This is a genomic window from Winogradskyella sp. (assembly GCF_045105575.1).
Classification (GTDB): Bacteria; Bacteroidota; Bacteroidia; order Flavobacteriales; family Flavobacteriaceae; genus Winogradskyella.
This window is the reverse complement of sequence record NZ_JBGCDQ010000052.1, coordinates 1-22,336: the sequence shown is the minus strand read 5'-3', so window position 1 is coordinate 22,336 and position 22,336 is coordinate 1. Positions and strand designations below refer to the sequence as shown.

Annotated in this window: 21 protein-coding genes and 1 pseudogene; 12 read left to right on the top strand and 10 right to left on the bottom strand. The window is 33.1% G+C overall.

The window, feature by feature from the left end; genetic code table 11:
* The 5 genes and pseudogenes from AB8B52_RS12715 to ruvX all read right to left on the bottom strand — a co-directional run.
* A pseudogene (locus AB8B52_RS12715) lies at nt 1-633 on the bottom strand (AraC family transcriptional regulator); the annotation flags it as partial.
* Nucleotides 634-1,381: 748 nt separating this feature from the next.
* Nucleotides 1,382-2,170: a nucleoside triphosphate pyrophosphohydrolase gene (gene mazG / locus AB8B52_RS12710; RefSeq protein ID WP_406028692.1), complete on the bottom strand. Its 789-nt coding sequence runs from the start codon at nt 2,168-2,170 to the stop codon at nt 1,382-1,384.
* A 196-nt stretch (nt 2,171-2,366) separates the two neighbouring features.
* Nucleotides 2,367-2,795 carry a DUF5606 domain-containing protein gene (locus AB8B52_RS12705; RefSeq protein WP_406028690.1) on the bottom strand — a complete coding sequence of 143 codons (429 nt, stop codon included), beginning with the start codon at nt 2,793-2,795 and terminating at the stop codon, nt 2,367-2,369.
* A 10-nt stretch (nt 2,796-2,805) separates the two neighbouring features.
* Nucleotides 2,806-3,396: a peptide deformylase gene (gene def / locus AB8B52_RS12700; protein ID WP_406028688.1), complete on the bottom strand. Its 591-nt coding sequence runs from the start codon at nt 3,394-3,396 to the stop codon at nt 2,806-2,808.
* A gap of 85 nt (nt 3,397-3,481) precedes the next feature.
* Complete coding sequence (ruvX, locus tag AB8B52_RS12695; RefSeq protein ID WP_406028686.1) at nt 3,482-3,895, bottom strand: Holliday junction resolvase RuvX; 414 nt, start codon at nt 3,893-3,895, stop codon at nt 3,482-3,484.
* Nucleotides 3,896-4,302: 407 nt separating this feature from the next.
* Between ruvX and AB8B52_RS12690 the strand changes: the two genes are divergently transcribed.
* On the top strand, nt 4,303-5,118 hold the full coding sequence (locus AB8B52_RS12690; protein ID WP_406028684.1) for a 2,3,4,5-tetrahydropyridine-2,6-dicarboxylate N-succinyltransferase: 816 nt from the start codon (nt 4,303-4,305) through the stop codon (nt 5,116-5,118).
* Nucleotides 5,119-5,225: 107 nt separating this feature from the next.
* Nucleotides 5,226-6,287 (top strand): glycosyltransferase family 9 protein, encoded by a 1,062-nt coding sequence (locus AB8B52_RS12685; protein WP_406028682.1) that lies wholly within the window; start codon nt 5,226-5,228, stop codon nt 6,285-6,287.
* On the opposite strand, the gene AB8B52_RS12680 is transcribed toward AB8B52_RS12685, so the two are convergent.
* Entirely contained in the window at nt 6,284-7,105 is an 822-nt protein-coding gene (locus AB8B52_RS12680; RefSeq protein ID WP_406028680.1) for a glycosyltransferase family 2 protein, read from the bottom strand. The two genes, AB8B52_RS12685 and AB8B52_RS12680, sit on opposite strands and share 4 nt — an antisense overlap.
* Nucleotides 7,106-7,141: 36 nt before the next feature.
* Here AB8B52_RS12680 and AB8B52_RS12675 point away from each other — a divergent pair, with 36 nt between their 5' ends.
* Entirely contained in the window at nt 7,142-7,915 is a 774-nt protein-coding gene (locus tag AB8B52_RS12675) for a glycosyltransferase family 2 protein (protein WP_406028679.1), read from the top strand.
* 101 nt (nt 7,916-8,016) lie between these two features.
* Here AB8B52_RS12675 and AB8B52_RS12670 read toward each other — a convergent pair whose 3' ends face one another.
* Genes AB8B52_RS12670 through AB8B52_RS12660 form a run of 3 tightly spaced genes read right to left on the bottom strand, consistent with a single transcriptional unit; the run spans nt 8,017 to nt 10,515 of the window.
* A complete protein-coding gene (locus AB8B52_RS12670; protein WP_406028677.1) occupies nt 8,017-8,787 on the bottom strand; it encodes a lipopolysaccharide kinase InaA family protein in 771 nt (256 codons plus the stop codon).
* Nucleotides 8,780-9,580 (bottom strand): glycosyltransferase family 2 protein, encoded by an 801-nt coding sequence (locus tag AB8B52_RS12665; RefSeq protein ID WP_406028675.1) that lies wholly within the window; start codon nt 9,578-9,580, stop codon nt 8,780-8,782. Before AB8B52_RS12665 ends, AB8B52_RS12670 begins: the two co-directional genes overlap by 8 nt.
* Nucleotides 9,581-9,582: 2 nt before the next feature.
* Entirely contained in the window at nt 9,583-10,515 is a 933-nt protein-coding gene (locus tag AB8B52_RS12660) for a hypothetical protein (protein WP_406028673.1), read from the bottom strand.
* Between the two features lie 61 nt (nt 10,516-10,576).
* Here AB8B52_RS12660 and AB8B52_RS12655 point away from each other — a divergent pair, with 61 nt between their 5' ends.
* From AB8B52_RS12655 to AB8B52_RS12630, 6 genes are all read left to right on the top strand, one after another.
* The gene (locus tag AB8B52_RS12655) at nt 10,577-11,461 is read left to right on the top strand and encodes a glycosyltransferase family 2 protein (protein ID WP_406028671.1); all 885 of its coding nucleotides are present in this window, start codon (nt 10,577-10,579) and stop codon (nt 11,459-11,461) included.
* A 114-nt stretch (nt 11,462-11,575) separates the two neighbouring features.
* Nucleotides 11,576-12,226 carry a class I SAM-dependent methyltransferase gene (locus tag AB8B52_RS12650; RefSeq protein ID WP_406028669.1) on the top strand — a complete coding sequence of 217 codons (651 nt, stop codon included), beginning with the start codon at nt 11,576-11,578 and terminating at the stop codon, nt 12,224-12,226.
* 252 nt (nt 12,227-12,478) lie between these two features.
* The gene (locus AB8B52_RS12645) at nt 12,479-12,853 is read left to right on the top strand and encodes a GxxExxY protein (protein ID WP_406028667.1); all 375 of its coding nucleotides are present in this window, start codon (nt 12,479-12,481) and stop codon (nt 12,851-12,853) included.
* 104 nt (nt 12,854-12,957) lie between these two features.
* Nucleotides 12,958-14,373, top strand: coding sequence for a CCA tRNA nucleotidyltransferase (locus AB8B52_RS12640; protein WP_406028665.1), 1,416 nt, complete (start codon nt 12,958-12,960; stop codon nt 14,371-14,373).
* 4 nt (nt 14,374-14,377) lie between these two features.
* Nucleotides 14,378-15,418, top strand: coding sequence for a COX15/CtaA family protein (locus AB8B52_RS12635; protein ID WP_406028663.1), 1,041 nt, complete (start codon nt 14,378-14,380; stop codon nt 15,416-15,418).
* A gap of 28 nt (nt 15,419-15,446) precedes the next feature.
* On the top strand, nt 15,447-15,965 hold the full coding sequence (locus tag AB8B52_RS12630; protein ID WP_406028661.1) for an IS1096 element passenger TnpR family protein: 519 nt from the start codon (nt 15,447-15,449) through the stop codon (nt 15,963-15,965).
* Here AB8B52_RS12630 and AB8B52_RS12625 read toward each other — a convergent pair.
* Nucleotides 15,962-17,026 carry a hypothetical protein gene (locus AB8B52_RS12625; protein WP_406028659.1) on the bottom strand — a complete coding sequence of 355 codons (1,065 nt, stop codon included), beginning with the start codon at nt 17,024-17,026 and terminating at the stop codon, nt 15,962-15,964. The genes AB8B52_RS12630 and AB8B52_RS12625 overlap by 4 nt on opposite strands.
* Nucleotides 17,027-17,174: 148 nt before the next feature.
* Here AB8B52_RS12625 and AB8B52_RS12620 point away from each other — a divergent pair, with 148 nt between their 5' ends.
* The 3 genes from AB8B52_RS12620 to AB8B52_RS12610 all read left to right on the top strand — a co-directional run.
* A complete protein-coding gene (locus AB8B52_RS12620; protein ID WP_406028657.1) occupies nt 17,175-18,077 on the top strand; it encodes an ABC transporter ATP-binding protein in 903 nt (300 codons plus the stop codon).
* Between the two features lie 61 nt (nt 18,078-18,138).
* Complete coding sequence (locus AB8B52_RS12615; RefSeq protein ID WP_406028655.1) at nt 18,139-18,963, top strand: ABC transporter permease; 825 nt, start codon at nt 18,139-18,141, stop codon at nt 18,961-18,963.
* A 104-nt stretch (nt 18,964-19,067) separates the two neighbouring features.
* Nucleotides 19,068-22,336, top strand: a 3,269-nt coding sequence (locus tag AB8B52_RS12610) for a hypothetical protein (protein ID WP_406028653.1), incomplete at its 3' end; no start/stop codon positions are given.

Sequence of the window (22,336 nt, the reverse complement as noted above, 5' to 3'; positions counted from 1 at the left end):
TTCAGAAAAGTTAGTATAAGTAGAAAATTTGAAGATGTTTTTTAACAGTGCAAGAGAATAAAATAATGACAGTGCTAACGCAAATTGAAATAACCAATTAAGTGACGTAATACTGGCTCCTGTATAATTTTCTAGGTATATGTTTTTTGCTTTCTTTAATACTATAAAAACTACAATGATGTAAAATACAATTTGAATATGAATGAGAATATGATTAAACTGTATTTCTATCATACTGCTACTTTTTTCAAGAAACCTAATTTTTGAGACTAGATTTACTCCATAAAAGCGAGGTAGCAAGATTAAATTTACTATCAAAAAAGGGATGATATGAATTAAATGTTTTGGTTTTAGTTTAAAATCCGAATAGCATACAGATAAAACATATAAATAAAAAGTTGGAAGTTGCAAGAATGTCATTAGATTTCTAAACATCCCAATATTTGAAGGACTCTTATTTAAAAATTCAAATAAAATTCCACTTATATCTATCGCAGTTAAAATTAAAAATAGAGCGAAAAGGCGATTACTTAATTTGTGTTTTGATTTTACTGTAATCAAAAACAATGCTAGAAATAATGAAATAAACATTGTAATTACGGCTATAGTAACCATTAAATCTACTTTATCCATTAATTACTTTTTTGTTTTTCTTTGTTCTTAAGATAGTTCATTTTTTAGCTTGCAGGTAACGTATTATATAGTTACATTTTCAAAAATAAACATATATTCAAGAAAAACTAACCATATCATAAGCTTAAACGGTTTTACTTAAATACAAACAAGTACAAATACTTATAAATACTTGTACTCTTATAGCCGACGTGAGTTTTAAACTCGTGTCCAATGTTTACATTATTGTTACGAATTTAAAACTCGCGCTAACCAAACGCACTAATACTTTCAATAAAAAAATGACACATCAAGTGCTGAATATAAATTTCAAAACCCATCTGCCTAAACAGATGGGTTTTGCCCTAACTAAACTAAATTAACCTTAATTACAACCGCTTAAAATAATAATTAAGATCTCCTACTAAGATTATAAAAACGTTTAATAGCTTTTATATGTAGTATTTACGCACAGAACCATATTTTGGATGTTTGGAATCTGAAATTATTAGTATTTTAACATTTACAGCCTTTATAATTCAAACTATTTATAAATTAGGTTAGTTTTTAACAGTGATTTTATCTTGAAAACAACCTTAGCAATATGGACAACTGGATTTTAAACCTCAAAGGTTTTGAAAACCTTTGAGGTTTTCCGTATCCTGAAAAATCTCGAAAGTTTTATTGCTTTGTTTGAAATACAGCCAGAACATTAATGGGTTAGCTCTAAATCTTTTTAAAATCTGTAGTTTGAATGAGACTTCTGTTTTTACAAGAGTTTAGCCTCTTCCCAAAACACATCCATTTCAGAAAGTGTCATGTCCTTTAAAGATTTGTTTAGGCCTTTGGCTTTACTTTCAAGATATTGAAAGCGTTTTATGAATTTTTTATTGGTACGCTCTAAAGCGTTTTCAGGACTCACATTAAGAAAGCGTGCATAATTAATCATGGAAAATAGTACATCGCCAAATTCGCTTTCAATGGCATCTTGGTCGCCTTTTTCAATTTCCACTTTAAGTTCAGCCAGCTCCTCTTCTACTTTTTCAAAAACTTGTTGTGGCTCTTCCCAATCAAAACCGACTCCTGCTACTTTTTCTTGTATGCGACTTGCCTTTACCATAGCTGGCAAACTTTTTGGTACACCCTCAAGCACACTACTTTTGCCTTCTTTAAGTTTAAGCTGTTCCCAATTTCGCTTCACTTCGGCTTCATCCTTAACCACTACATCACCATAAATATGTGGATGACGATCTATCAACTTATCGCAAATACTGTTGCAAACGTCCGCAATATCAAAGGTGTTGGTTTCGCTTCCTATTTTAGAATAAAACACAATATGAAGTAAAACATCTCCCAATTCCTTTTTAACCTCATCTAAATCCTTATCGAGAATGGCGTCTCCAAGTTCGTAGACTTCTTCAATGGTTAAATGACGTAAGGACTCCATGGTTTGTTTTTTATCCCAAGGACATTGCTCGCGCAACTCGTCCATGATAATTAACAAACGCTCAAAGGCTTTTAATTGGGTTGTTTTATCAGACATGAATTTCGTGTACATTGTTATTGATACCACATTCTATAACTTCACTTAAAATATATTTTAATCTTATTAAGTAAAGATCGAACGTATTAAAGACGTTTCAAATTGAAAAAACATTTCTAAAGTCTACTCAAGAGGACAATTTAAGCATTCAAATTTTCAGTATAATTTAAAAATCTATCATCATTATAACTGTTTCGAACTTAGAATAGCGTTATTCTTCTTCGGAAGTATCTTCCTCCTCTTTAACTTCATCTAGAGCTGCTAAGAGATCATTTTTCTGAAGTAAATTATACCACTGTACTACCTTTTTAATATCAGAAGGATATACACGGTCTTCATCATAATCTGGTAAGACTTCAAAGAAAAATTCTTCTAAAACATCTTTACTATCCTTATGACTAATTTTTGTTGGCTCTCCATTTTCCTTTTCTTTCACTTTCTTAAGCACTTCTCTTAAAGGCACTTCTTCAGCTAAGGTATAAATAGCAATTTCGCTGAGAATACTAATGTTGCTGTGTGCACCAACAGTAATTCGTTTTTTATCTATTAACGATTCTACAACAGCGCCTGTCCTGGTTTGTGTTACGATTTGAAATAAACCTGGTTTTCCAGAAATGGATAAAATTTTGTCTAAACTCATATATCTATTATTAGCGTTTTTTGCTCATTGCAGGAAAACGCATTCTGTAATCAATTTTAATTTTACCTTTTGAAATGTTGGTTAAACGTCCTTTTAATAAACGCTTTTTAAAAGAAGATAATTTATCGGTAAATAAAACACCTTCGATATGGTCATACTCATGCTGAATCACTCTGGCAATTAAACCGTCAAATTCCTCAACATGTGTCTCAAAATTTTCATCTTGATACTGCATTTTAATCTTTGGTTGTCTGTAAACATCTTCCCTAACATCTGGAATACTTAAACAGCCTTCATTAAAAGCCCACTCCTCACCTTCTTCCTCTAAAATTTCGGCATTTATAAAGGTTTTTTTGAAGTTTTTAAGTTGCTCTTGTTCTGCTTCCGTAAAATTTTCATCGTCAGCAAAAGGACTCGTATCCACTAAAAATAAACGAATTGCTAAACCAATTTGAGGTGCAGCTAAACCTACTCCATAAGCTCCATACATGGTTTCGTACATGTTATCGATAAGCTCATTTAGCTTAGGATAATCTTTAGCAATGGTTTTTGCTTTTTTCTTTAAAACAGTATCGCCATAAGCAACGATTGGTAAAATCATAAGTCGTTTATTTTCGATTGCAAAAGTATCAAAAATCGTAGATAATATTTCAAATTTCAAAAACTAAATTCCAACGCTTTAAAGTCTAATGACGACTAGAAAGGTAGCTCTGTAAAATTAACGTGGCACTAATCTCATCTATCAACGCCTTATTTTTTCGTTGCTTTTTCTTCAAACCACCATCAATCATCGTCTGAAATGCCATTTTGGAAGTAAAACGCTCATCGACACGTTTTACAGGAATTTCAGGAATCGCTTTTGCTAATTTCACTAAAAACTTTTGAATATACACTTCACTTTCAGAAGCGGTATTATCCATTTGCTTTGGTAAACCAACCACTATTTTTTCCACGTTTTCAGTACTTACATAATTTTCTAAATACTCCAATAGCATTTTAGTATCAACAGTGGTAAGTCCTGATGCTATAATTTGCATTTCGTCTGTAACCGCTAATCCTGTTCGTTTTGTTCCGTAATCTATTGCTAAAATTCGTGCCATATGCCAAAGGTAATCTAATTATAAAACAAGCGTAAATAAAAAACGCTTCCTTAAATAAAGAAGCGTTTTAGATTATCAACTTAAACAAAATCAATGTAATGATGTTATTCCCTCTACAAAATAAATCATGTTATTAACTACTTATCTGACCCACTATTATTAACAAGGTCACATTTTATTTAACCACTAAAAAGAGAAAACCCCTTAAATAAGGGGAAAGGGGTTTTCGAAATTAGCTATTAATTAAACTCTCAGATAACGTTATTAGAAATAAATTATCTTCCATTTAATACTTATAAGACACCACATTATAAGTTAGGTCACATTTATCTCAAAAAAAAATTAAAATATTTTCTCATGGGTATTTATGGACTTATCTTTGAGCATAACTTTTTATTAAATTCTACATGAAACAACTACAATCTGTCATAGAAAATGCTTGGGAAGATCGTTCCCTTTTAACCAATGAAGTTACCATCAACGCTATTAGAAGTGTTGTAAACTTAGTTGATACTGGCACCTTGCGTGTGGCAGAACCTACAGCTGATGGCTGGCAAGTTAACGAATGGGTTAAAAAAGCAGTGGTTTTATATTTTCCGATACAGAAAATGGAAACTTTTGAGGTTGGAATTTTTGAATACCATGATAAAATTCCACTAAAACGCGGTTATGCTGAAAAAGGCATTAGAGTGGTACCACATGCCGTAGCAAGGCATGGCGCTTTTATTGCACCTGGCACTATTTTAATGCCAAGTTATGTAAATATTGGTGCTTATGTTGACGAAGGTACTATGGTAGATACTTGGGCAACCGTAGGAAGTTGTGCGCAGATTGGTAAAAATGTACATTTATCTGGAGGTGTTGGTATTGGTGGTGTTTTAGAACCACTACAAGCTGCTCCTGTAATTATTGAAGATGGTGCTTTTATTGGTAGTCGTTGTATTGTTGTTGAAGGCGTACGCGTTGAAAAAGAAGCTGTTTTAGGTGCTAATGTGGTGTTGACTATGAGTACAAAAATAATTGATATTACTGGTGACGAACCTGTTGAAACCAAAGGTGTTGTTCCAGCAAGATCTGTTGTAATACCAGGAAGCTATACCAAAAAATTTAAGGCTGGCGAATTTCAAGTCCCTTGTGCTTTAATTATAGGCAAACGTAAAGAGAGTACCAATAAAAAGACGTCATTAAATGATGCTTTGCGTGAGTATGATGTGGCAGTTTAGCTCGCTATACTCGCAACTCTCAAAAAAGAAAATTAAATCTCAAATTCGAAAATGCCTGCGTTGTTATTGAAATTTGTTGTTTTTAATTTGTAACCTGAAGGTTCAGCATGAAAATTCTAATTATCCAACAGAAAATGATAGGTGATGTTCTGGCGACAAGCATTTTGTTTGAAGCCATTAAGCAACAGTATCCTAATGCTGAATTACATTATGTCATTAATACGCACACGTTTCCGGTAGTTGAACATCATCCGTTTATAGATCATTTTCATTTTTTTTCGCCAACACACGAAAAAAGCAAACGTGAACTCTACAAATTTGCCAAGCAATTACAAAAGGAAAAATTTGAGGTTGTTATTGATGTGTATTGTAAATTTTCGAGCAATTTGATGAGTTATTGTTCTAAAGCTAAAGTAAAAATATCAAAACAGAAGTGGTATTCTTCATTTATATATACAGATGCTTATAAAGACGCTGACTCGGCAAAAACAAATGCAGGATTAGCGATTGAAAACCGTCTAAAACTGCTAGAACCACTCGGTATATCTGCTAATGAAATTATAAAACCTAAAATATATATCACGGATTCTGAAAAAGCAAATGCCAAACAGTTTTTAGAATCTCATGCCGTTAATTTAAGTCAACCCTTATTTATGATTGGTGTTTTAGGTAGCGGAGCCAATAAAACCTATCCTTTTGAGTACATGGCCAAAGTGATTGATTGTATTGTAGAATCACAGCCTGAAAGTCAGGTCTTATTTAACTACATTCCACAACAAAAGGCAGATGCACAAACCATTTTAAATTTGTGTCGTCCTGAGACTCAAAAGCAAATTTATTTCAATGTTTTTGGAAAAAGTCTTCGTGATTTTTTAGCCTTAACAACACATTGTACTGCATTAATCGGAAATGAAGGAGGAGCAACCAACATGGCCAAAGCCTTAGACATCTCTACATTCACTATATTTTCACCTTGGATTATAAAAGAAGCTTGGAACATGTTTGACGATGATAAAACACATGTTTCTACCCATTTAAATGATTTTAAACCTGAAGCTTATAACGGAGAATCACCAAAAGCTATGAAAAAAGAAGCGCTTCAACTTTATAAACTGTTTGTACCAGAATACATAACACCTAGATTAAAAGCGTATTTAAATCAGTTTTAGCTTTTAAGAATTCCAAAACGTGTTTTGGTACTTTTATTCTGTTTAGTTTCAGCTCTAATTTTTAGATTTTTCTCAATCATCTCTGGTTTTACATAACCTCTTGCATGGTCTAAATGCAAACAAATAGCACTGTATCTTATTTGTTTTGCTTTAATACCTGCATTAAAAAGACGTTCTCCCAATTCTCTGTCCTCGCCTCCATATTGCATGCGCTCATCATAACCATTTGCCTTTATGATATCTGTTTTAAATCCAGAAGAATTATGACCATTCCAAGTCGCTGTGGTTGGTGTAAAACTATTCAAAAGTTTTTCTTTTACACCTTTTGCTGTAATTTTATTCGTCTTAAATGACGCTTTTAAACCTTTTTGTTTTAACCAATTAATATCAAAACAACGTTGCGTTTTTATATCGTCTTTAGAAATTAATTGACTTATCGTCATCGGTAATTTAAAGTAGCCACCAGATAAAAAATAACCGCTTTGGCGTTTAGTAACATGTACTTGTAAAAAATCTTGTCTAGCGATACAATCACCATCAGAGTACACTACATAGTTTCCTTTACTTGCTACTGTGGCTTTATTAAGAATCACTGTTTTTTGAAAACCATTATCTTCATGCCAAACATGCTGAATCGGATAAGACACATCTTTAGAGATAGCTACTATCAACTCTTTCGTTTTGTTGTCTGAACCATCATCTGCAATGACGACTTCAAAATTTTTGTAGGTTTGATACTCATAACTCCATAAAACTTTCTCAAGCCATTCTGGATTATTATAAGTACTTATGATTACTGATATATCTATTGCGTTCATTGGTTCAAAAATAGTTATTTTTACCTAATTTTTAATATGGAAATGATTAAGCTTTCTGGCGTTATTATTACTTTTAATGAGGAACGGAACATTGAACACTGTTTAAAGTCGTTGATTAATGTGGTGGACGAAATTATTGTAGTTGATTCCTTTTCTACAGATAACACCAAAGCCATCTGCGAACGCTTTAATGTTACCTTTATTGAACAAAACTTCTTAGGCTATATCGAACAAAAAAACTTTGCTTTAGCCAAAGCAAGTTATGACTATGTGGTATCTTTAGATGGTGACGAAGCCTTGTCTGAAACGCTTCAAACATCCATTATTAATCTAAAAACTAACTGGACATATGACGGTTACTATGCCAATCGTTTTAATAATTTCTGTGGGCAGTGGATTAAACATTCCGATTGGTATCCTAATAAAAAATTGCGGATTTTTGATAGACGAAAAGCCAACTGGCAAGGAGTAAATCCGCATGACAAGATCTTACTTTTAAATACTAAATCTAAAACAGGTCATTTAAAAGGAGATATTCTTCATAAAACATATCAAACCTATTCTGAATTCAATCAAAAAACAGAATATTTTTCAACCATTGCGGCAAAAGCTTATTTTGACAGAGGTAAAAAAGCTCCTATTTGGAAAGTCTTCGTGAATCCGACTTGGGCATTTTTTAAATCGTACGTTTTAAGATTAGGTTTTTTAGATGGATTTAATGGTTTTGTCATTTGTGTGCAAACTGCCAATATTACTTTTTTGAAGTATTCTAAGTTGCGTGAACTTTATCGGAAGGATATACTTAATTAGGTTATTGGGTTATTGGGTTATTGGGTTATTGGGTTATTGGGTTATTGGGTTATTGGGTTGGAAGGTAACTCATTGACAAATTTATTCCTAAATGAAGAACCTTATTTTTTTGCTTTCCAGAATTTTAATTTATTCTTAAGGTTACGTTTTCTCCAATATTTTTTTTGAAATTCTTGGGTGGTATTCCACATTAAATTAAAAATAGTCTCATAAGGAGTATTGCTGCATTTCGCGTACTCATCGCTCATCACTTCAATTAGCGATTTATGTATGGTAAGTTTGGCGAAATTCTTAATACGCTCGTCCAAATCCATGGGTTTAAATTCCATTCGGTTTAAATCCACCAAATAAAATTCATAATCAATTCCTACTTTTTTAATCAATGTATTTCCTGGAGAATGATCTAAGAACTTCACGTGCTTTTCATGCAGTTTGTACGTGAATCTTGTAAAGGCTCTTAAAATGGCTTCGTGATTAGGATAATTTAAATCTGTAGTAAGCTCTCTATAAGTTAAATCGCAATCTAATTGCTCAGAAATATAATAGCTCTTTTTGAAAAGAACGCCAGTTTTAAATTCATAATAAGCCACAGGTTGTGGAGTTCCAATATCTAAACTTTGTAGCTTATTTGCATATTCAAAAGAGCGTTGCGCCTTACTTTTTCTAAAGAAACGATACGCAATTTGATTGATCACATTAGGAATTCTAAAGGATTTAACGTTAAGTGTTTTGTCCTCTAACTTAAATAATTTTAAAGAATTTCGGTCTTGGTTTCCAAAGTCCTCTCCTTTAGTATCATAATTGGTGATGATATCGTCTAAAAAAGCGGTGTGCTGCTCAAAACTCTGATTTATGATTCTTTTTCTATTCACTTAAATATGTATCAACGCCATGCTCTGTCCAAGTTAGCTTTTCATTAATTGTTTTTAATTCTATATCGTTATTAAGTTCTAATCTGCTTTTAGATTTTTCGTGATGATAGATATGATAAACGATGCCTCTATATCTTAATCTTCTTGATTTTAAACCGTAATTAAAAAATCGCAAAGCCAATTCAGAATCTTCCCTTCCCCAACCTTTAAAATCTTCGTTATAGCCATTAACGGCAATAAAATCTGCTTTAAAATAAGAGGTATTACAACCTCTAAATTTCTTAGAAAATTGATGACTCGCTTTATATAATTGGCTCAACAACGGACTAAAAATAGCACGTGTTCTTTTCTTAATCCCTTTTGAAAATGGATTGAATGTAATCTGCTGTGCTTTAAAAAGAAATTCTAAATGCTCCTTTTGTATGTTAACACGACTGCCGTAGAGATAAGTATTTTTTGAAGCATATGTGATATGATCTTTTACAAAATGCCGATGCATTATACAATCACCATCTACTTGTATTATATATTCACCTTTCGACTTTGCAATAGCCTTATTTAAAATCGTAGCTTTTGTAAACCCTTCATCCTCGTGCCAGACATGACTTACAGGAATTGAAATTTCACTTTTAAATCGGTCAATAATTATTCTAGTTTCATCCGTAGAGCCATCATCTGCAATAATGACTTCATCTGGCAAAACAATCTGATTTTTAACACTTTTTAAAACCAAATCTAACGCTTCTGGCCAATTATATGTGGCTATGATTAATGACGACGATAATGTTTTCATAATTAAAAATAAGACTCAAAATTAATTTTACTCCTCTTAAAAATTTTCAAAAACTTAAACCATTGACCAAAATTCTTTTTTTGTAAAAAAATAGGAGTTAATCTTAGAGCTTCGTTATGCTTAATGTCATCTTTTATTTCATTTAGATTTTGACTAGGAAAATGACCTAAATCCCTCCATATCGTTGGGTCTAAATAGAAGACATTTTTAATCGTTTTGTAATTGGTTGCATTTGCTTTTCGCCATTTATCAAAAAACTCCGAATTTAGTTCATCATTATGTCCCCAATTTTCAAACTTAAATTTTAATTGTGCTTCTGTTCGAGATAAGCACTCATGCAGCAAAATATTATCGGTATAAATAACACGTTCTTTGCTATTACGAGCTCTTTTATAATTAGGATAGTTAGTCGCTAACATTACCTTTGTTGGCTTATTTACATAGAGTAAACCTTCATCTAAATATTTATAGATATTAATTAAAAAGCCAGCAATTTGAACCGGTTGTTTTTTGGGATTCACCAAAAAATGATCGTGTTGTCTCAGTGTTTCGACAAATTGTTTGAAATCTATAAAATATTCATCGGCATCAACTTGAATCAACCAATTACCAATTCCCATTTTTATGGATAGTAAGTGACGTTCTCGCGTATCATTTTGTATGGCAGACAAAGTGGGTATGTAGAAATTATCTTTGTAAATGGTAATCTTATTCTCTGTATCAAAATCCTTTATCCATTTAAAGAATTCAGCATCAATTTCAAATCGCTTACCCGACCAAGTGCGCTGTTCTTGATCCATGGCCAAGAAAATAGCATCGGCTTCTTTATATACCGGAGGAATTGAAAGTTTTAGCTTTTCATAATCGTAGGATAATAAAAAACCAACCTGAATTTTCTTCATAACTGCACTTAGTAATACTACAATATTAATCATTTATAAAAACTTAATATCTCATAAGGCTGAATTTTTATTAGATTTGTTTCCTTTAGAGCCTATGGATATCTCAATAATTATTATAAATTTTAACTCTGCAAATTATACGATTAATTGTATTGAGTCTATTTATAAATATACCAAAGAACTGAGCTTTGAGATTATTGTGGTTGATAACCATTCGAGTGCCGAAGACCAACAAACCCTTCAGGATTTTTTAGAAAACAAACCTATTATCTTTTTAAAGAGCAAGCTAAATTTAGGTTTTGGTGGTGGTAATCATTTTGGCTATCAATTTGCTAAAGGTGAGCATTTTGCATTTATAAATAATGATGCAGAGCTTACTGAAAATTCACTGTTAAAATTATTAAATTATAGTAAAGATAATAACCATGTTGGTGTGCTAGGGTTGCATCAAATTAATAAGGATAAAGAAAGATTTAAATACAGTTATAGACAATTTATAGATTTAAAGTATCATTTACTGAGCCAGCAAAAACCACAAAAATATTATGCTGCCAAAACAAAAAGTGATTTAACAAGTCCGTTTAAGGTAGACCTAGTTTCTGGGGCTTTTATGTTTTTTAAAAAAGAGGCGTACGAACGTTGTGGTGGTTTTGATCCGAATATATTTTTATTTTATGAAGAGATGGATATTTGTTTAAGGCTGAAAAAAAACGGTTACGATACGGTGTTTTATCCAAATTCAACTTTCATTCATTATATGGGAAAAAGTTCTACGAACGTAAAAATAAAAAATGAATTCACGATATCTTATTTATATGTCATTCAGAAAAACTACAGCTATTTTTATTATCGTGTTTTGAGGCTCATCCTCTTATTGAAATATGGGTTTAAATCGATAATTAAACCGAAGAAATATTTTTCATCGTTTAAGATTATTTTAAAGGGTGGCAACGCTTTAGTCTATTCAATGAAGCCTTAAATCTCTTGCCTTTTGAGAACATCTCTTATATAATAGAGGTATCTAACTTTTATCTATTATTTCATTTAACATCAAAAAAATTAATACCTTTCAAGCCTATCTTTAATCATTAACATGGACTACAACAATAAACCAGAGGCCTATTACAGTTTTCCACGACATGAAATGCTAGCTTTGTTGCCCAAAACTGCCAAACGTGTTTTAGATGTTGGCTGCGGACAAGGAACCTTTGCTGCTCAAATTAAAGGTTTTAACAATGCAGAGGTTTGGGGTATTGAGTACATGCCCAAGGAAGGTGAACTTGCAAAAGATATTGTAGACCAACTTTTTATTGGTGCTGTGGAGGACTTTATCAGTGAATTACCTGAAAACTATTTTGATGCCATTTTTTTTAATGATGTTTTAGAACATTTAGCATATCCGGATGATGTATTACGTGCTTTAAAATCTAAATTAGTTAAAGACGGATTGATTATTAGTTCTATACCAAATATTAGAAATTTTCGAGTTCTAAAAATGTTGGTTATCAATGGAGATTGGGATTACCAAGACCATGGCATTATGGATAAAACGCATTTGAGATGGTTTACTAAAAAAAGCATAAGAAAAATGTACGAAAGCTTAGGTTACGAAGTTATTAGTAATAATGGTATCAACCCAAGTAAATCTTTAAAGCCTTATCTTTACAATATTCCACTACTCTTTACAGCTATGGATATGAAATATACACAATTCGCTACTGTTGCTAAAAATGTTTCTAAATAAACTGTTGCATCGTATCGGTTAATTTTCAAATCCCACCTTCAAAATCACCAATAGTTAAATCGCTCTAAAAAGCAGTGTTTTCTTTTTAATAGATTGGTGCTGTGTCGTATCTTTGCACAGCAAAAAAGAATATTTTTTACAGTAAACGATATGTTTTTAGCCACGAATACACGAATGTTTTTTAAGAAAGAATTTGTAGTAAAAATAAATATTAACCGTAATTAATATTTCTGTTAATACGGACAAACAATTATGGCAAATATTATATATAAAGACGAAAGCTATGCTATTATTGGTGCTCTATTCGATGTGTATAATAATTTAGGAAGTGGTTTTGCTGAAATTGTTTATAAAGATGCTATTGAATATGAATTTAAGTGTAGAAACATCCCTTTTGAAAGAGAGAAATGTTATGCAGTTAATTATAAAGACATCGTTTTAAAACATAAATTTTATGCGGATTTTGTTGTATTCGATAAAATTATTCTTGAATTAAAAACAGTTGAATTACTCAGTGATAAACACTTAGCGCAATGCATCAATTATTTAAAAGTATCCGAATGTAAATTAGCCATTTTAACGAATTTTCACAAAGATTTTTTAGACCATAAAAGAATTGTATTATAAGAATCGAAGTACGAAAGAATTAGTTAAAAATAAAATTTTGAGAAAATGCACAGAAAAATATTAGTGTATTCGTGGCAGAAATAATTGCATTTTTAATAAAACATATGAATCACAAAAACGCCTTAAAGCATAACATATTTAAATACATCACACAATCTGCCGAAGAACTCAACGTAGATTGTTTTGTTATTGGTGGTTTTGTGCGCGACTATTTACTAGAACGTGGAGATGCCAAAGATATTGATCTGGTCGCTGTTGGTAGCGGAATAGATTTGGCGAAACAAGTGGCTAAAAATTTACCAAACCAACCAAAAGTTCAGGTGTTTAAAACCTATGGCACAGCGATGCTTATGTTTGATGATATTGAAGTGGAATTTGTAGGCGCCAGAAAAGAAAGTTATACCGAAGATAGCAGAAACCCTATTGTTGAAAATGGCACTTTAGAAGACGATCAAAACCGTCGTGATTTCACCATCAACGCCTTAGCGATTAGCTTAAATAAAGCCGATTTTGGTGAGCTATTAGATCCATTTAATGGTATTAGTGATTTAGATAAAGGCATCATCAGAACACCTTTAGATCCCAACCTCACCTACAGTGACGACCCTTTGCGCATGATGCGAGCCATCCGTTTTGCAACGCAATTAAATTTTAAAATTGAAGCTACTTCGCTTAAAGCCATTTCAGATAATAAAGAACGTATCAACATCATTACCAAAGAAAGAATCGTTGTAGAATTGAATAAAATTTTAGCTAGCAAAACACCTTCCATTGGTTTTTTACTTTTAGAACAAACAGGATTGTTAGATTTTATACTGCCAGAGTTGACGGCCTTAAAAGGCATCGATGAAATTGAAGGACAGCGCCATAAAGATAACTTTTACCACACCTTAGAGGTGGTTGATAATATTTGTAAAACCACAGATAATTTATGGTTACGTTGGGCCGCTTTATTGCATGATATTGGCAAAGCACCAACCAAAAAATTTCATAAAAAAATAGGCTGGACCTTCCATGCACATGAGTTTGTGGGTTCTAAAATGGTTTATAAACTGTTTAAAAGATTAAAAATGCCATTAAATGATAAAATGAAATTTGTTCAGAAAATGGTGTTTATGAGTTCGCGACCTATCGTTTTAGCCTCTGATGTCACTGATGCAGCCGTAAGGCGTTTGGTGTTTGATGCTGGTGATTATGTGGAAGATTTAATGACCCTTTGCGAAGCCGATATCACAACGAAGAACCCAAATAAATTTAAAAAATATCATAACAATTTTAAAAAAGTTAGAGATAAAATTGTTGAAGTAGAAGCGCGCGATCAGGTTCGTAATTTTCAACCACCTGTTAGTGGTGAAGAAATTATGACAACATTCAATTTAAAACCTTCAAAAGAAATTGGTATCATTAAAGAAGCCATCAAAGAAGCAATTTTAGAAGGTGACATCCCAAATGAACATGAAGCAGCTTTTCAATTAATGCTAGAAAAAGGAAAAAAATTAGGACTAACTCCTCAGACTTAAACAGATGAGAAATCGATTTAGAAAAACCGCAAAAGTCACACTAGTTCTCATATATTTAGTAATTATAGCTGGTGCTGTGGTACGAATGACTGGCTCTGGAATGGGTTGCCCAGATTGGCCAAAATGTTTTGGGTATTACATTCCACCAACAGATATTTCAGAATTACAGTTTCAACCCAACCACGATTATAAAAAAGGCATCGTCATTATCGTTAACGAAGCGTTGCAAGTTGCCACCCAAGATTTTAAATCTTCAAACACATTAGACCTTAAGAATTGGGAACCATACACCGCTCACGACTATGCTATTTTTAATCCATTACAAACTTGGATTGAATACATAAACAGGCTTATTGGTGCTCTATCTGGTATTCCAATATTAATTTTTACAATCATGTCCATTTGGTTATGGAAAGATCGAAAACGCTTTTTACTACTATCCATTGTTACGGTTGTTGCAATGGCGTTTCAGGCCTGGTTAGGAAAAACAGTCGTAGATTCTAATTTAGCGCCTTATAAAATTACCATTCATATGGTTATGGCTATCGTAATAGTCGCGATTATTTTGTATTTAATATTTGCTTCAAAAACAACATTTAAAAAACAAGTTTTCAATTTAAGGTTTAGAAATGTGCTGATTATCGCTTCAATTTTAACCCTTGTACAAATCGTGCTAGGAACCCAAGTCCGTCAATTTGTGGACGTTCAGAATAAACTCTATGGTTATTTTAATTGGGATATGACCGACCTTGCACCTTTAGAATTTTACGTGCACAGAACTTTATCTATTTTAGTTTTGGTACTTAATGCGTGGTTATTTTTCAAAAACAAAACACTGCAATTGGGTTACGATAAATTAAAATTTGTTATCGTTTGTATTGGTTTAGAAATTGCAACCGGAATAGCAATGTATTATTTCAACTTTCCGTTTTCAACGCAGCCTTTGCACCTTGTTGTTGCCACAATAATGATCGGAATTCAATTCTACATTATTCTAGAAAGTAGTCGCAGAACTGAACTAAAAAACAAACTAGATACAGTATAAATTGTATCTTTGCAGAAGAAATTTTACCATGATATACAGATTTAGAATAATATTAGATAACGATACTGAAGACGATGTATTCCGCGACATAGAAATCCGTGAAAGCGATACTATGGAAGATTTACACAACGTTATTACGCAGTCTTTTGGGTTTGATGGCATGGAAATGGCATCGTTTTATATGAGTGATGAGCAATGGAACCAAGGTGAAGAAATTGCGATGATGGATATGAGTGAAGCCGGAAATGAAGTTAAAATGATGGGAACGACTATCATTAAAGATATGATTCATGAAGCCTCTACACGCCTCATCTATTTGTATGATTTTATGAACATGTGGACCTTCTATGTAGAACTTGGCGAAATTGTTGAAGAAGCAGAAGGCACAGATTATCCTAACTTAATGTATGTGCATGGGCAGATTCCAGATCAAGCACCAGAAAAAACATTTGAAGCAGAGGAAGATGAAGACGAATTTGGTGAATTTGAAGATGATTTAGATCCTAGTGATTATGATAATTTGGACTTTGATGAAAATTGGAATTAATTAAACCGCTTCAGACTCACATCTTCGTAATTACGCTTCACAAAATCGAGTGCATTCGTTAAAATTTCACCCATATTTTTACTTTTTCTAAAGTTTAAATCCAATGTGTAGCCATAAATATCTTCTTTGAGCATTTCAATATATTTTGGTATCGATATTTCATCAACTGCCATACAATCTAATAACCGCTTTAAACGATTTTTATAACTAATCATGCGTCGAGCAACAATAGAGCGTTCCTCAATCTTATACTGATCTACAGATTCATTCTGAATTTTCTCACGTACCAGTTCCACCATCTTATAATTCTCTTTAAAAAACTGTGGTCTGTAAATTTTTAAATTCCCTTCGTAAGATTGCTGGTCAAAATCAATAGCTCTAATTTTGAAAACAACATGGTCAAAATCGTGCGTAGGCACAATGACATAATTGTAAGATCTCATATCGCCCAGAAGTCTTATGAGGCAACGTTCATTAAACTTCACAAACTCTTTTGCAATTTGTGCTTTCTCAGAGCTATTGCAATCGCCTAAATTATTTTTTATAAATTCATCACCCGGAATACCAGCAATATGCTCTTCTATCAACGTATCCTTACAAACCATAAAATTAATTTGATATGGTGACAACATTTGTTCTAATTCTAATCCATAAACACGCGACGCATCAGCAGTTTTAACATAGAAATAGGTGTAATTATCGTTGAGAATATTTCGTACTTTTATTCTGAATGGTTTAGAATTTCCGAAGGTGCAGAAGTCAATGGCATCCACATTTAGAAACTTTAGTATGCTTTCACCACCATCAGATAATAAATGAGAGTAGACCTGTTTTAAGCTTCTATCAATTTCAGCACGTTCAAATTCATTATAATACACACGAACCCAAAGGGTATCTTCATCATTTTTATCATAAACGACAATAGAGCCTTGAAAACGCAATAAATCTGAATAAAAAATAGGCAAATCAATATTGCGCCTGTAATCATGTAAATACTGATCTAATTCAGGTGATATAGGATAGGACGGTTTACGTTTAGATATTTTTAAATCATTGCTCATGTGCTAAATTTAAGTATTTTCAGTAAATATCTGTAACAAATAGAAGGCGGATTCGTCTCATTAACATAACCAACTTGTGCTGAGTGTTTTTCTATTTTGATAGCTATCGGAATAATAACATAAATTCAGCATTACAAAACCAATCATTTTGGAACCAATTCTCACAATTAACAATCTCACAAAGAAATTTGGCTATTTAACCGCTGTTAAAGATCTAAGTTTTACAATCAACAAAGGCAACGTCTATGGTATTTTAGGACCTAACGGAAGTGGAAAATCGACAACCCTAGGTATTGTTTTAAATGTTGTAAATAAAACACAAGGCGATTTCCATTGGTTTGATGGCAATACCACAACCCACGATGCCTTAAAACAAGTTGGTGCCATTATTGAGCGTCCTAATTTTTATCCTTATATGACGGCCGAACAAAACCTAAAATTGGTTTGTAAAATAAAAGGTGTGGATAAAAGTAAAATTGCTGAAAAATTAAATGTCGTCGGGTTGTTAGATCGTAGAAATGATAAATTTAGAACGTACTCTTTAGGAATGAAGCAGCGTTTAGCCATTGCTTCTGCCCTACTTAACGATCCTGAAATTTTAATTTTAGATGAACCTACAAACGGTCTAGATCCACAAGGGATTCATCAAATACGCCAGATTATAAAAGATATTGCGGCAGAAGGCACCACTATTCTTTTAGCTTCGCACCTTTTAGATGAAGTTGAAAAAGTATGCTCTCATGTTGTGGTATTGCGTAAAGGCGAAAAATTATATGCTGGTCGTGTCGATGAAATGATTAGCAGCCATGGTTTTTTTGAATTAAAAGCAGAAAAGCATGACGCACTCGTAACTGTTCTAGAGGCCCATTCTAATATCGGAAAAGTAAAAATAGAAGACGATTTAATCACGGCTTTTTTAAACGAGCCCATGTCCGCACCAGATTTTAATAAAACGATGTTCGAGCAAGGTATTATTCTATCACACCTTGTAAAACGAAAAGAAAGTCTAGAAGAACAGTTTTTGCAATTAACGGATAACCAAGAAAATTAACTAAATCCTTAATGGCATGCTAAACTTGCCGAAGCATCTTTAAAAAACCAAACCAATCACTATGTTACGTCTTATACAACTCGAATTACAGAAACTTTGGCTAAATAAAGCTAGTAGAGTTTTAATCATTATATCATTTATTTTACCATTTACAGTTTTAATATTATCATCTATTAAAATTAACTTTTTCGGCTTTTTCACTTTAGAATTAGGCGAATTAGGCATTTTTAATTTCCCTATTATTTGGCATATGACCACCTTCTTTGCGTCGCAATTTAAATTCTTCTTTGCCATTGTTGTGGTGAGTATGATTGGCAATGAATACAGCAACAAAACCTTAAAGCAAAACCTCATTGATGGTCTAAGTAAAAAGGAATTTATATTGTCTAAATTCTACACCATTGTCTTTTTCTCACTGTGTGCCACCTTACTCATCGGATTAGCAACATTTTTTATTGGGTTGTATTATTCAAGTTATACCGAAGCCTCAATTATTTTTAGAGAAGTCGAATTTCTGCTCGCCTATTTTGTAAAACTTGTTGGCTTTTTTAGTTTGTGTTTATTCTTAGGCATGTTAGTAAAACGTTCTGCTTTTGCGTTGGGATTTTTATTCATATTATTTATTTCAGAAAGTATTATTTATGGTCTTATGAAATGGAAAATTAATAGTGATCTTGCTGATCGTATTCATGATTTTTTCCCATTGCAATCTATGTATAAGCTAATTGACGAACCTGTGCGACGTATTGTAATGACCAAATTCCCTGACAAAGCAGAAATTATGTACGATTACGCTGTGCATTTTAGCGAAATAGCTATAGTTCTAGGCTGGACTGCTATTTTCATATTTCTATCATTACGTCTATTGAAGAAAAGAGATTTGTAAGTTCTTGATCGTCCTATTTAAAGGAGCATTCAACGTTTCCTTTAGGAGTTTTAAGTTCTAGTCCTTATCTTGTATGCTTTATGTGTTTTTACACAGAAAAGCTTATGAAAAAGAACGCTTTAATTTTATTAATACTCCTTACCAGTTGCCAAGTATTTGCTCAAAACGAAGCGTCTATTTGGTATTTTGGAAGAAATGCTGGATTACAATTTAACAGCGAAAACGGCTCGGTAACAGCAATTACAAATGGCCAGATTAACACTTTAGAAGGCTGCACCTCTATAGCAAATGAAGAAGGTGTTTTACAATTCTACACAGATGGACAAACCGTTTGGAGCCGTAATCATCAAATTATGCCTAATGGTAATTATTTTGGTGGCACAGGGTTATTAGGTGATCCATCTAGTACATCATCTGGTTTAATTGTACCAAGACCAGAGCGTCCAAATCAATATTATATATTCACTGTCGACGAACCACATCATGATAATGCTGCCGCTTATCCTATGCAATATACTGGTGTTTATACGGATAGTAATGGACAAAGTGCGCCAGCAATCGATGATGGATTCAATAACGGGTTGAATTATTCTTTAGTCGACATGAACTTAAATGGCGGACAAGGAGATGTTGTGCCTAGCGAAAAAAATATAGAGCTTTTAACTTATGATCCAACTGATGAGCTCCAAATACGTTACAAATGTTCAGAAAAAATTACAGCAGTAAGAGCTGAAGATTGTTCTTCATTTTGGGTCATTACACATTTTATTGACACCTTTTATGCTTTTAAAGTTACCGAATATGGAGTTGCAACGGATGAAAATGGTGATGCTATCCCTGTTGTTACCTCAATCGTAGGCCCAACAGTACCTGTTGAAGGCTATCGTAGAAATGCGCTAGGTTATATAAAAGCATCTCCAGACGCTTCAAAATTATTAGTAGCGCATTATGGTTTTGCAACTAGTGTTGGTGGAAACTCCCCTGGTGGTGTCTATCTCTATGATTTTGATAATGACACTGGTATGGTTTCAAACAATATAGAATTGTATTCCCCTCAGAACGGTAACAGTCCATACGGTGTAGAATTTTCGGCAGAAAACCGCAAAGCATACGCAACTATCGGAACGGGTTCAAATGGAATTGCACCCAGCCAAGTTTTACAATGGGATCTAGAAAGTGCAAACATACCAAACACACTAGACGTAGTTCATTCCTCTAACACACTAAGTGCAGGTGCCTTACAACTTGGTTTAGATAGGCGTATATACAGAGCACAACTGGAATTTGGAAACACTAATACAGGCGCCAACCGCTTCTTAGGTGTCATTGAAAATCCCGAAGAGGATGGTTTTAATTCAAATTATAATGTACAAGGCATCCTTTTAGATATTAATAGCGGTAATCAAAACACAAGTAGTCTTGGTTTACCACCATTCATTCAATCTTTATTTAATTCAGAAATTGATATTATTCAAAATGGTATTAGCACAACAGAACTAGCCCTTTGCATTGGTGATTCTTACACCTTACAAGCCGAAGATATTGTTGGTGCCGATTACGTTTGGTCTTTTGATGGCACAGAATTGACAGAAACATCATCGCAACTATTCGTTGATACTCCAGGTTTTTACGAAGTTTATATTGAACCTAATAATGGTGAATGTCCAATTGAAGGAAATGCTCTTGTTGGTGTTTTTGAAATTCCTGTAGCAAACGACCTTACAGACATTATTGTTTGTGATGACAGCACCAATGACAACATGGCCAGTTTTGATTTTACAGATAAAAATGCTGAAGCCCTATTGGCGCAAGATCCTTCCCTCTACAATGTTAGTTATTATGAAACACAAGAGGCTGCCGACTCTGGTGAAAATGGAATTACATTTCCTTATACGAATATTAGTAATCCTCAAACTATTTTTGTGCGTGTAGAGAATTCTGAAAACCCTAATTGCCTCGACACCAACACGTTTACACTAACCATAAATAATACTCCGCAAATAACAACACTAGAAACTATTGAATTTTGTGATACGACTAACGACCCTACAGATGGTATCGCAGTTATAGACTTACAAGATGTAATACCCGAAATTACAGGAACCCAAGAGGAATCCGAAACTGCTATCACATTTCATGCCTCACAAAACGAAGCCGAAAATAACGCAGCTGCATTACCCTTAAATTATACCAATACCACGCCTTTTGCAGAAACTATTTTTGTGAGATTTGAAAATACAACCAATACAAATTGTTTTAGTACAGGAAGTTTTGATGTTGTAATTAACCCTATTCCTGTAGCTAATAATATTTCCATTATACAATGCGATGAAGATGGTATTCCGGAAGGTTTTACCTTGTTTAATATCACTAATAGTATCGACTTAATTACGGATAATCCATCGAACAATACAGTGAGTTTTCACCTATCTCAAGGCAATGCACAAAATGGAGAAAATGCGATTGACGGTACTAATTTTGAAAACTTTCTAAATCCACAAATTATATATGCTCGTGTGACAAACTCACAAACAAGTTGCGTTAATTTCAGTGAAATCACATTAACAGTAAGTACCACCTCATCTAACAATGCAAGTATGACCTTATGTGATACTGATGGTACTGAAGATGGCTTTATGAGTTTTAATCTTACGGAATCAAATGACACTGTTTTAGCAGGCGCACCTATCGGTTTAAATTTAACATATTACGAAACTTACCAAGACGCCTTACTAGAAAATAATGCGCTTGGAACAACATTTAGCAATACAATTGCGTACAACCAAACCATTTATGGACGTGTTGAAAATGCCAATGCATGCTATGGTATCAGCGAAATAGAACTCACCGTGTTAGAATTACCAAATATTGAAACTGAAGCTGAAACGCTTTATTGTTTAAATTTCTCTCCTGAAACTATTACTTTAGAAGGTGGAGTTATTAACGATAATCCCAGTAATTATTACTACGAATGGTCTACAGGCAAAACCACAACTGAAATAGAAGTTAACGCACCAGGCAATTATACCGTCAGAGTTTTAAACACCAACGGTTGTTTCAAAGACCGAACAATTACCGTATTGCCTTCGAATATAGCCACCATTACACAAATTGAAGTGGTTGATGCCTCACAAAATAATTCCATTTCGGTATTTGTGGAAGGTGAAGGTGATTATGAATATGCTTTAAATGATCCTAATGGGTCTTATCAAGATAGTAATACCTTTACTAATATTGAACCCGGTTTATATACCGTTTATGTACGCGATAAAAATAACTGTGGTATTGCTGAAGATGCTGTTTCCGTAATTGGGTTACCTAAATTTTTCACACCGAATGGAGATGGTCCTAACGATTTTTGGCAAGTTTATGG

What these genes read in the sequence shown, in the direction of transcription:
- mazG (WP_406028692.1), bottom strand. Translation starts at nt 2,170, where the DNA reads ATGTACACGAAATTCATGTCTGATAAAACAACCCAATTAAAAGCCTTT.
- AB8B52_RS12705 (WP_406028690.1), bottom strand. Translation starts at nt 2,795, where the DNA reads ATGAGTTTAGACAAAATTTTATCCATTTCTGGAAAACCAGGTTTATTT.
- def (WP_406028688.1), bottom strand. Translation starts at nt 3,396, where the DNA reads ATGATTTTACCAATCGTTGCTTATGGCGATACTGTTTTAAAGAAAAAA.
- ruvX (WP_406028686.1), bottom strand. Translation starts at nt 3,895, where the DNA reads ATGGCACGAATTTTAGCAATAGATTACGGAACAAAACGAACAGGATTA.
- AB8B52_RS12690 (WP_406028684.1), top strand. Translation starts at nt 4,303, where the DNA reads ATGAAACAACTACAATCTGTCATAGAAAATGCTTGGGAAGATCGTTCC.
- AB8B52_RS12685 (WP_406028682.1), top strand. Translation starts at nt 5,226, where the DNA reads ATGAAAATTCTAATTATCCAACAGAAAATGATAGGTGATGTTCTGGCG.
- AB8B52_RS12680 (WP_406028680.1), bottom strand. Translation starts at nt 7,105, where the DNA reads ATGAACGCAATAGATATATCAGTAATCATAAGTACTTATAATAATCCA.
- AB8B52_RS12675 (WP_406028679.1), top strand. Translation starts at nt 7,142, where the DNA reads ATGGAAATGATTAAGCTTTCTGGCGTTATTATTACTTTTAATGAGGAA.
- AB8B52_RS12665 (WP_406028675.1), bottom strand. Translation starts at nt 9,580, where the DNA reads ATGAAAACATTATCGTCGTCATTAATCATAGCCACATATAATTGGCCA.
- AB8B52_RS12660 (WP_406028673.1), bottom strand. Translation starts at nt 10,515, where the DNA reads ATGATTAATATTGTAGTATTACTAAGTGCAGTTATGAAGAAAATTCAG.
- AB8B52_RS12655 (WP_406028671.1), top strand. Translation starts at nt 10,577, where the DNA reads ATGGATATCTCAATAATTATTATAAATTTTAACTCTGCAAATTATACG.
- AB8B52_RS12650 (WP_406028669.1), top strand. Translation starts at nt 11,576, where the DNA reads ATGGACTACAACAATAAACCAGAGGCCTATTACAGTTTTCCACGACAT.
- AB8B52_RS12645 (WP_406028667.1), top strand. Translation starts at nt 12,479, where the DNA reads ATGGCAAATATTATATATAAAGACGAAAGCTATGCTATTATTGGTGCT.
- AB8B52_RS12640 (WP_406028665.1), top strand. Translation starts at nt 12,958, where the DNA reads ATGAATCACAAAAACGCCTTAAAGCATAACATATTTAAATACATCACA.
- AB8B52_RS12635 (WP_406028663.1), top strand. Translation starts at nt 14,378, where the DNA reads ATGAGAAATCGATTTAGAAAAACCGCAAAAGTCACACTAGTTCTCATA.
- AB8B52_RS12630 (WP_406028661.1), top strand. Translation starts at nt 15,447, where the DNA reads ATGATATACAGATTTAGAATAATATTAGATAACGATACTGAAGACGAT.
- AB8B52_RS12625 (WP_406028659.1), bottom strand. Translation starts at nt 17,026, where the DNA reads ATGAGCAATGATTTAAAAATATCTAAACGTAAACCGTCCTATCCTATA.
- AB8B52_RS12615 (WP_406028655.1), top strand. Translation starts at nt 18,139, where the DNA reads ATGTTACGTCTTATACAACTCGAATTACAGAAACTTTGGCTAAATAAA.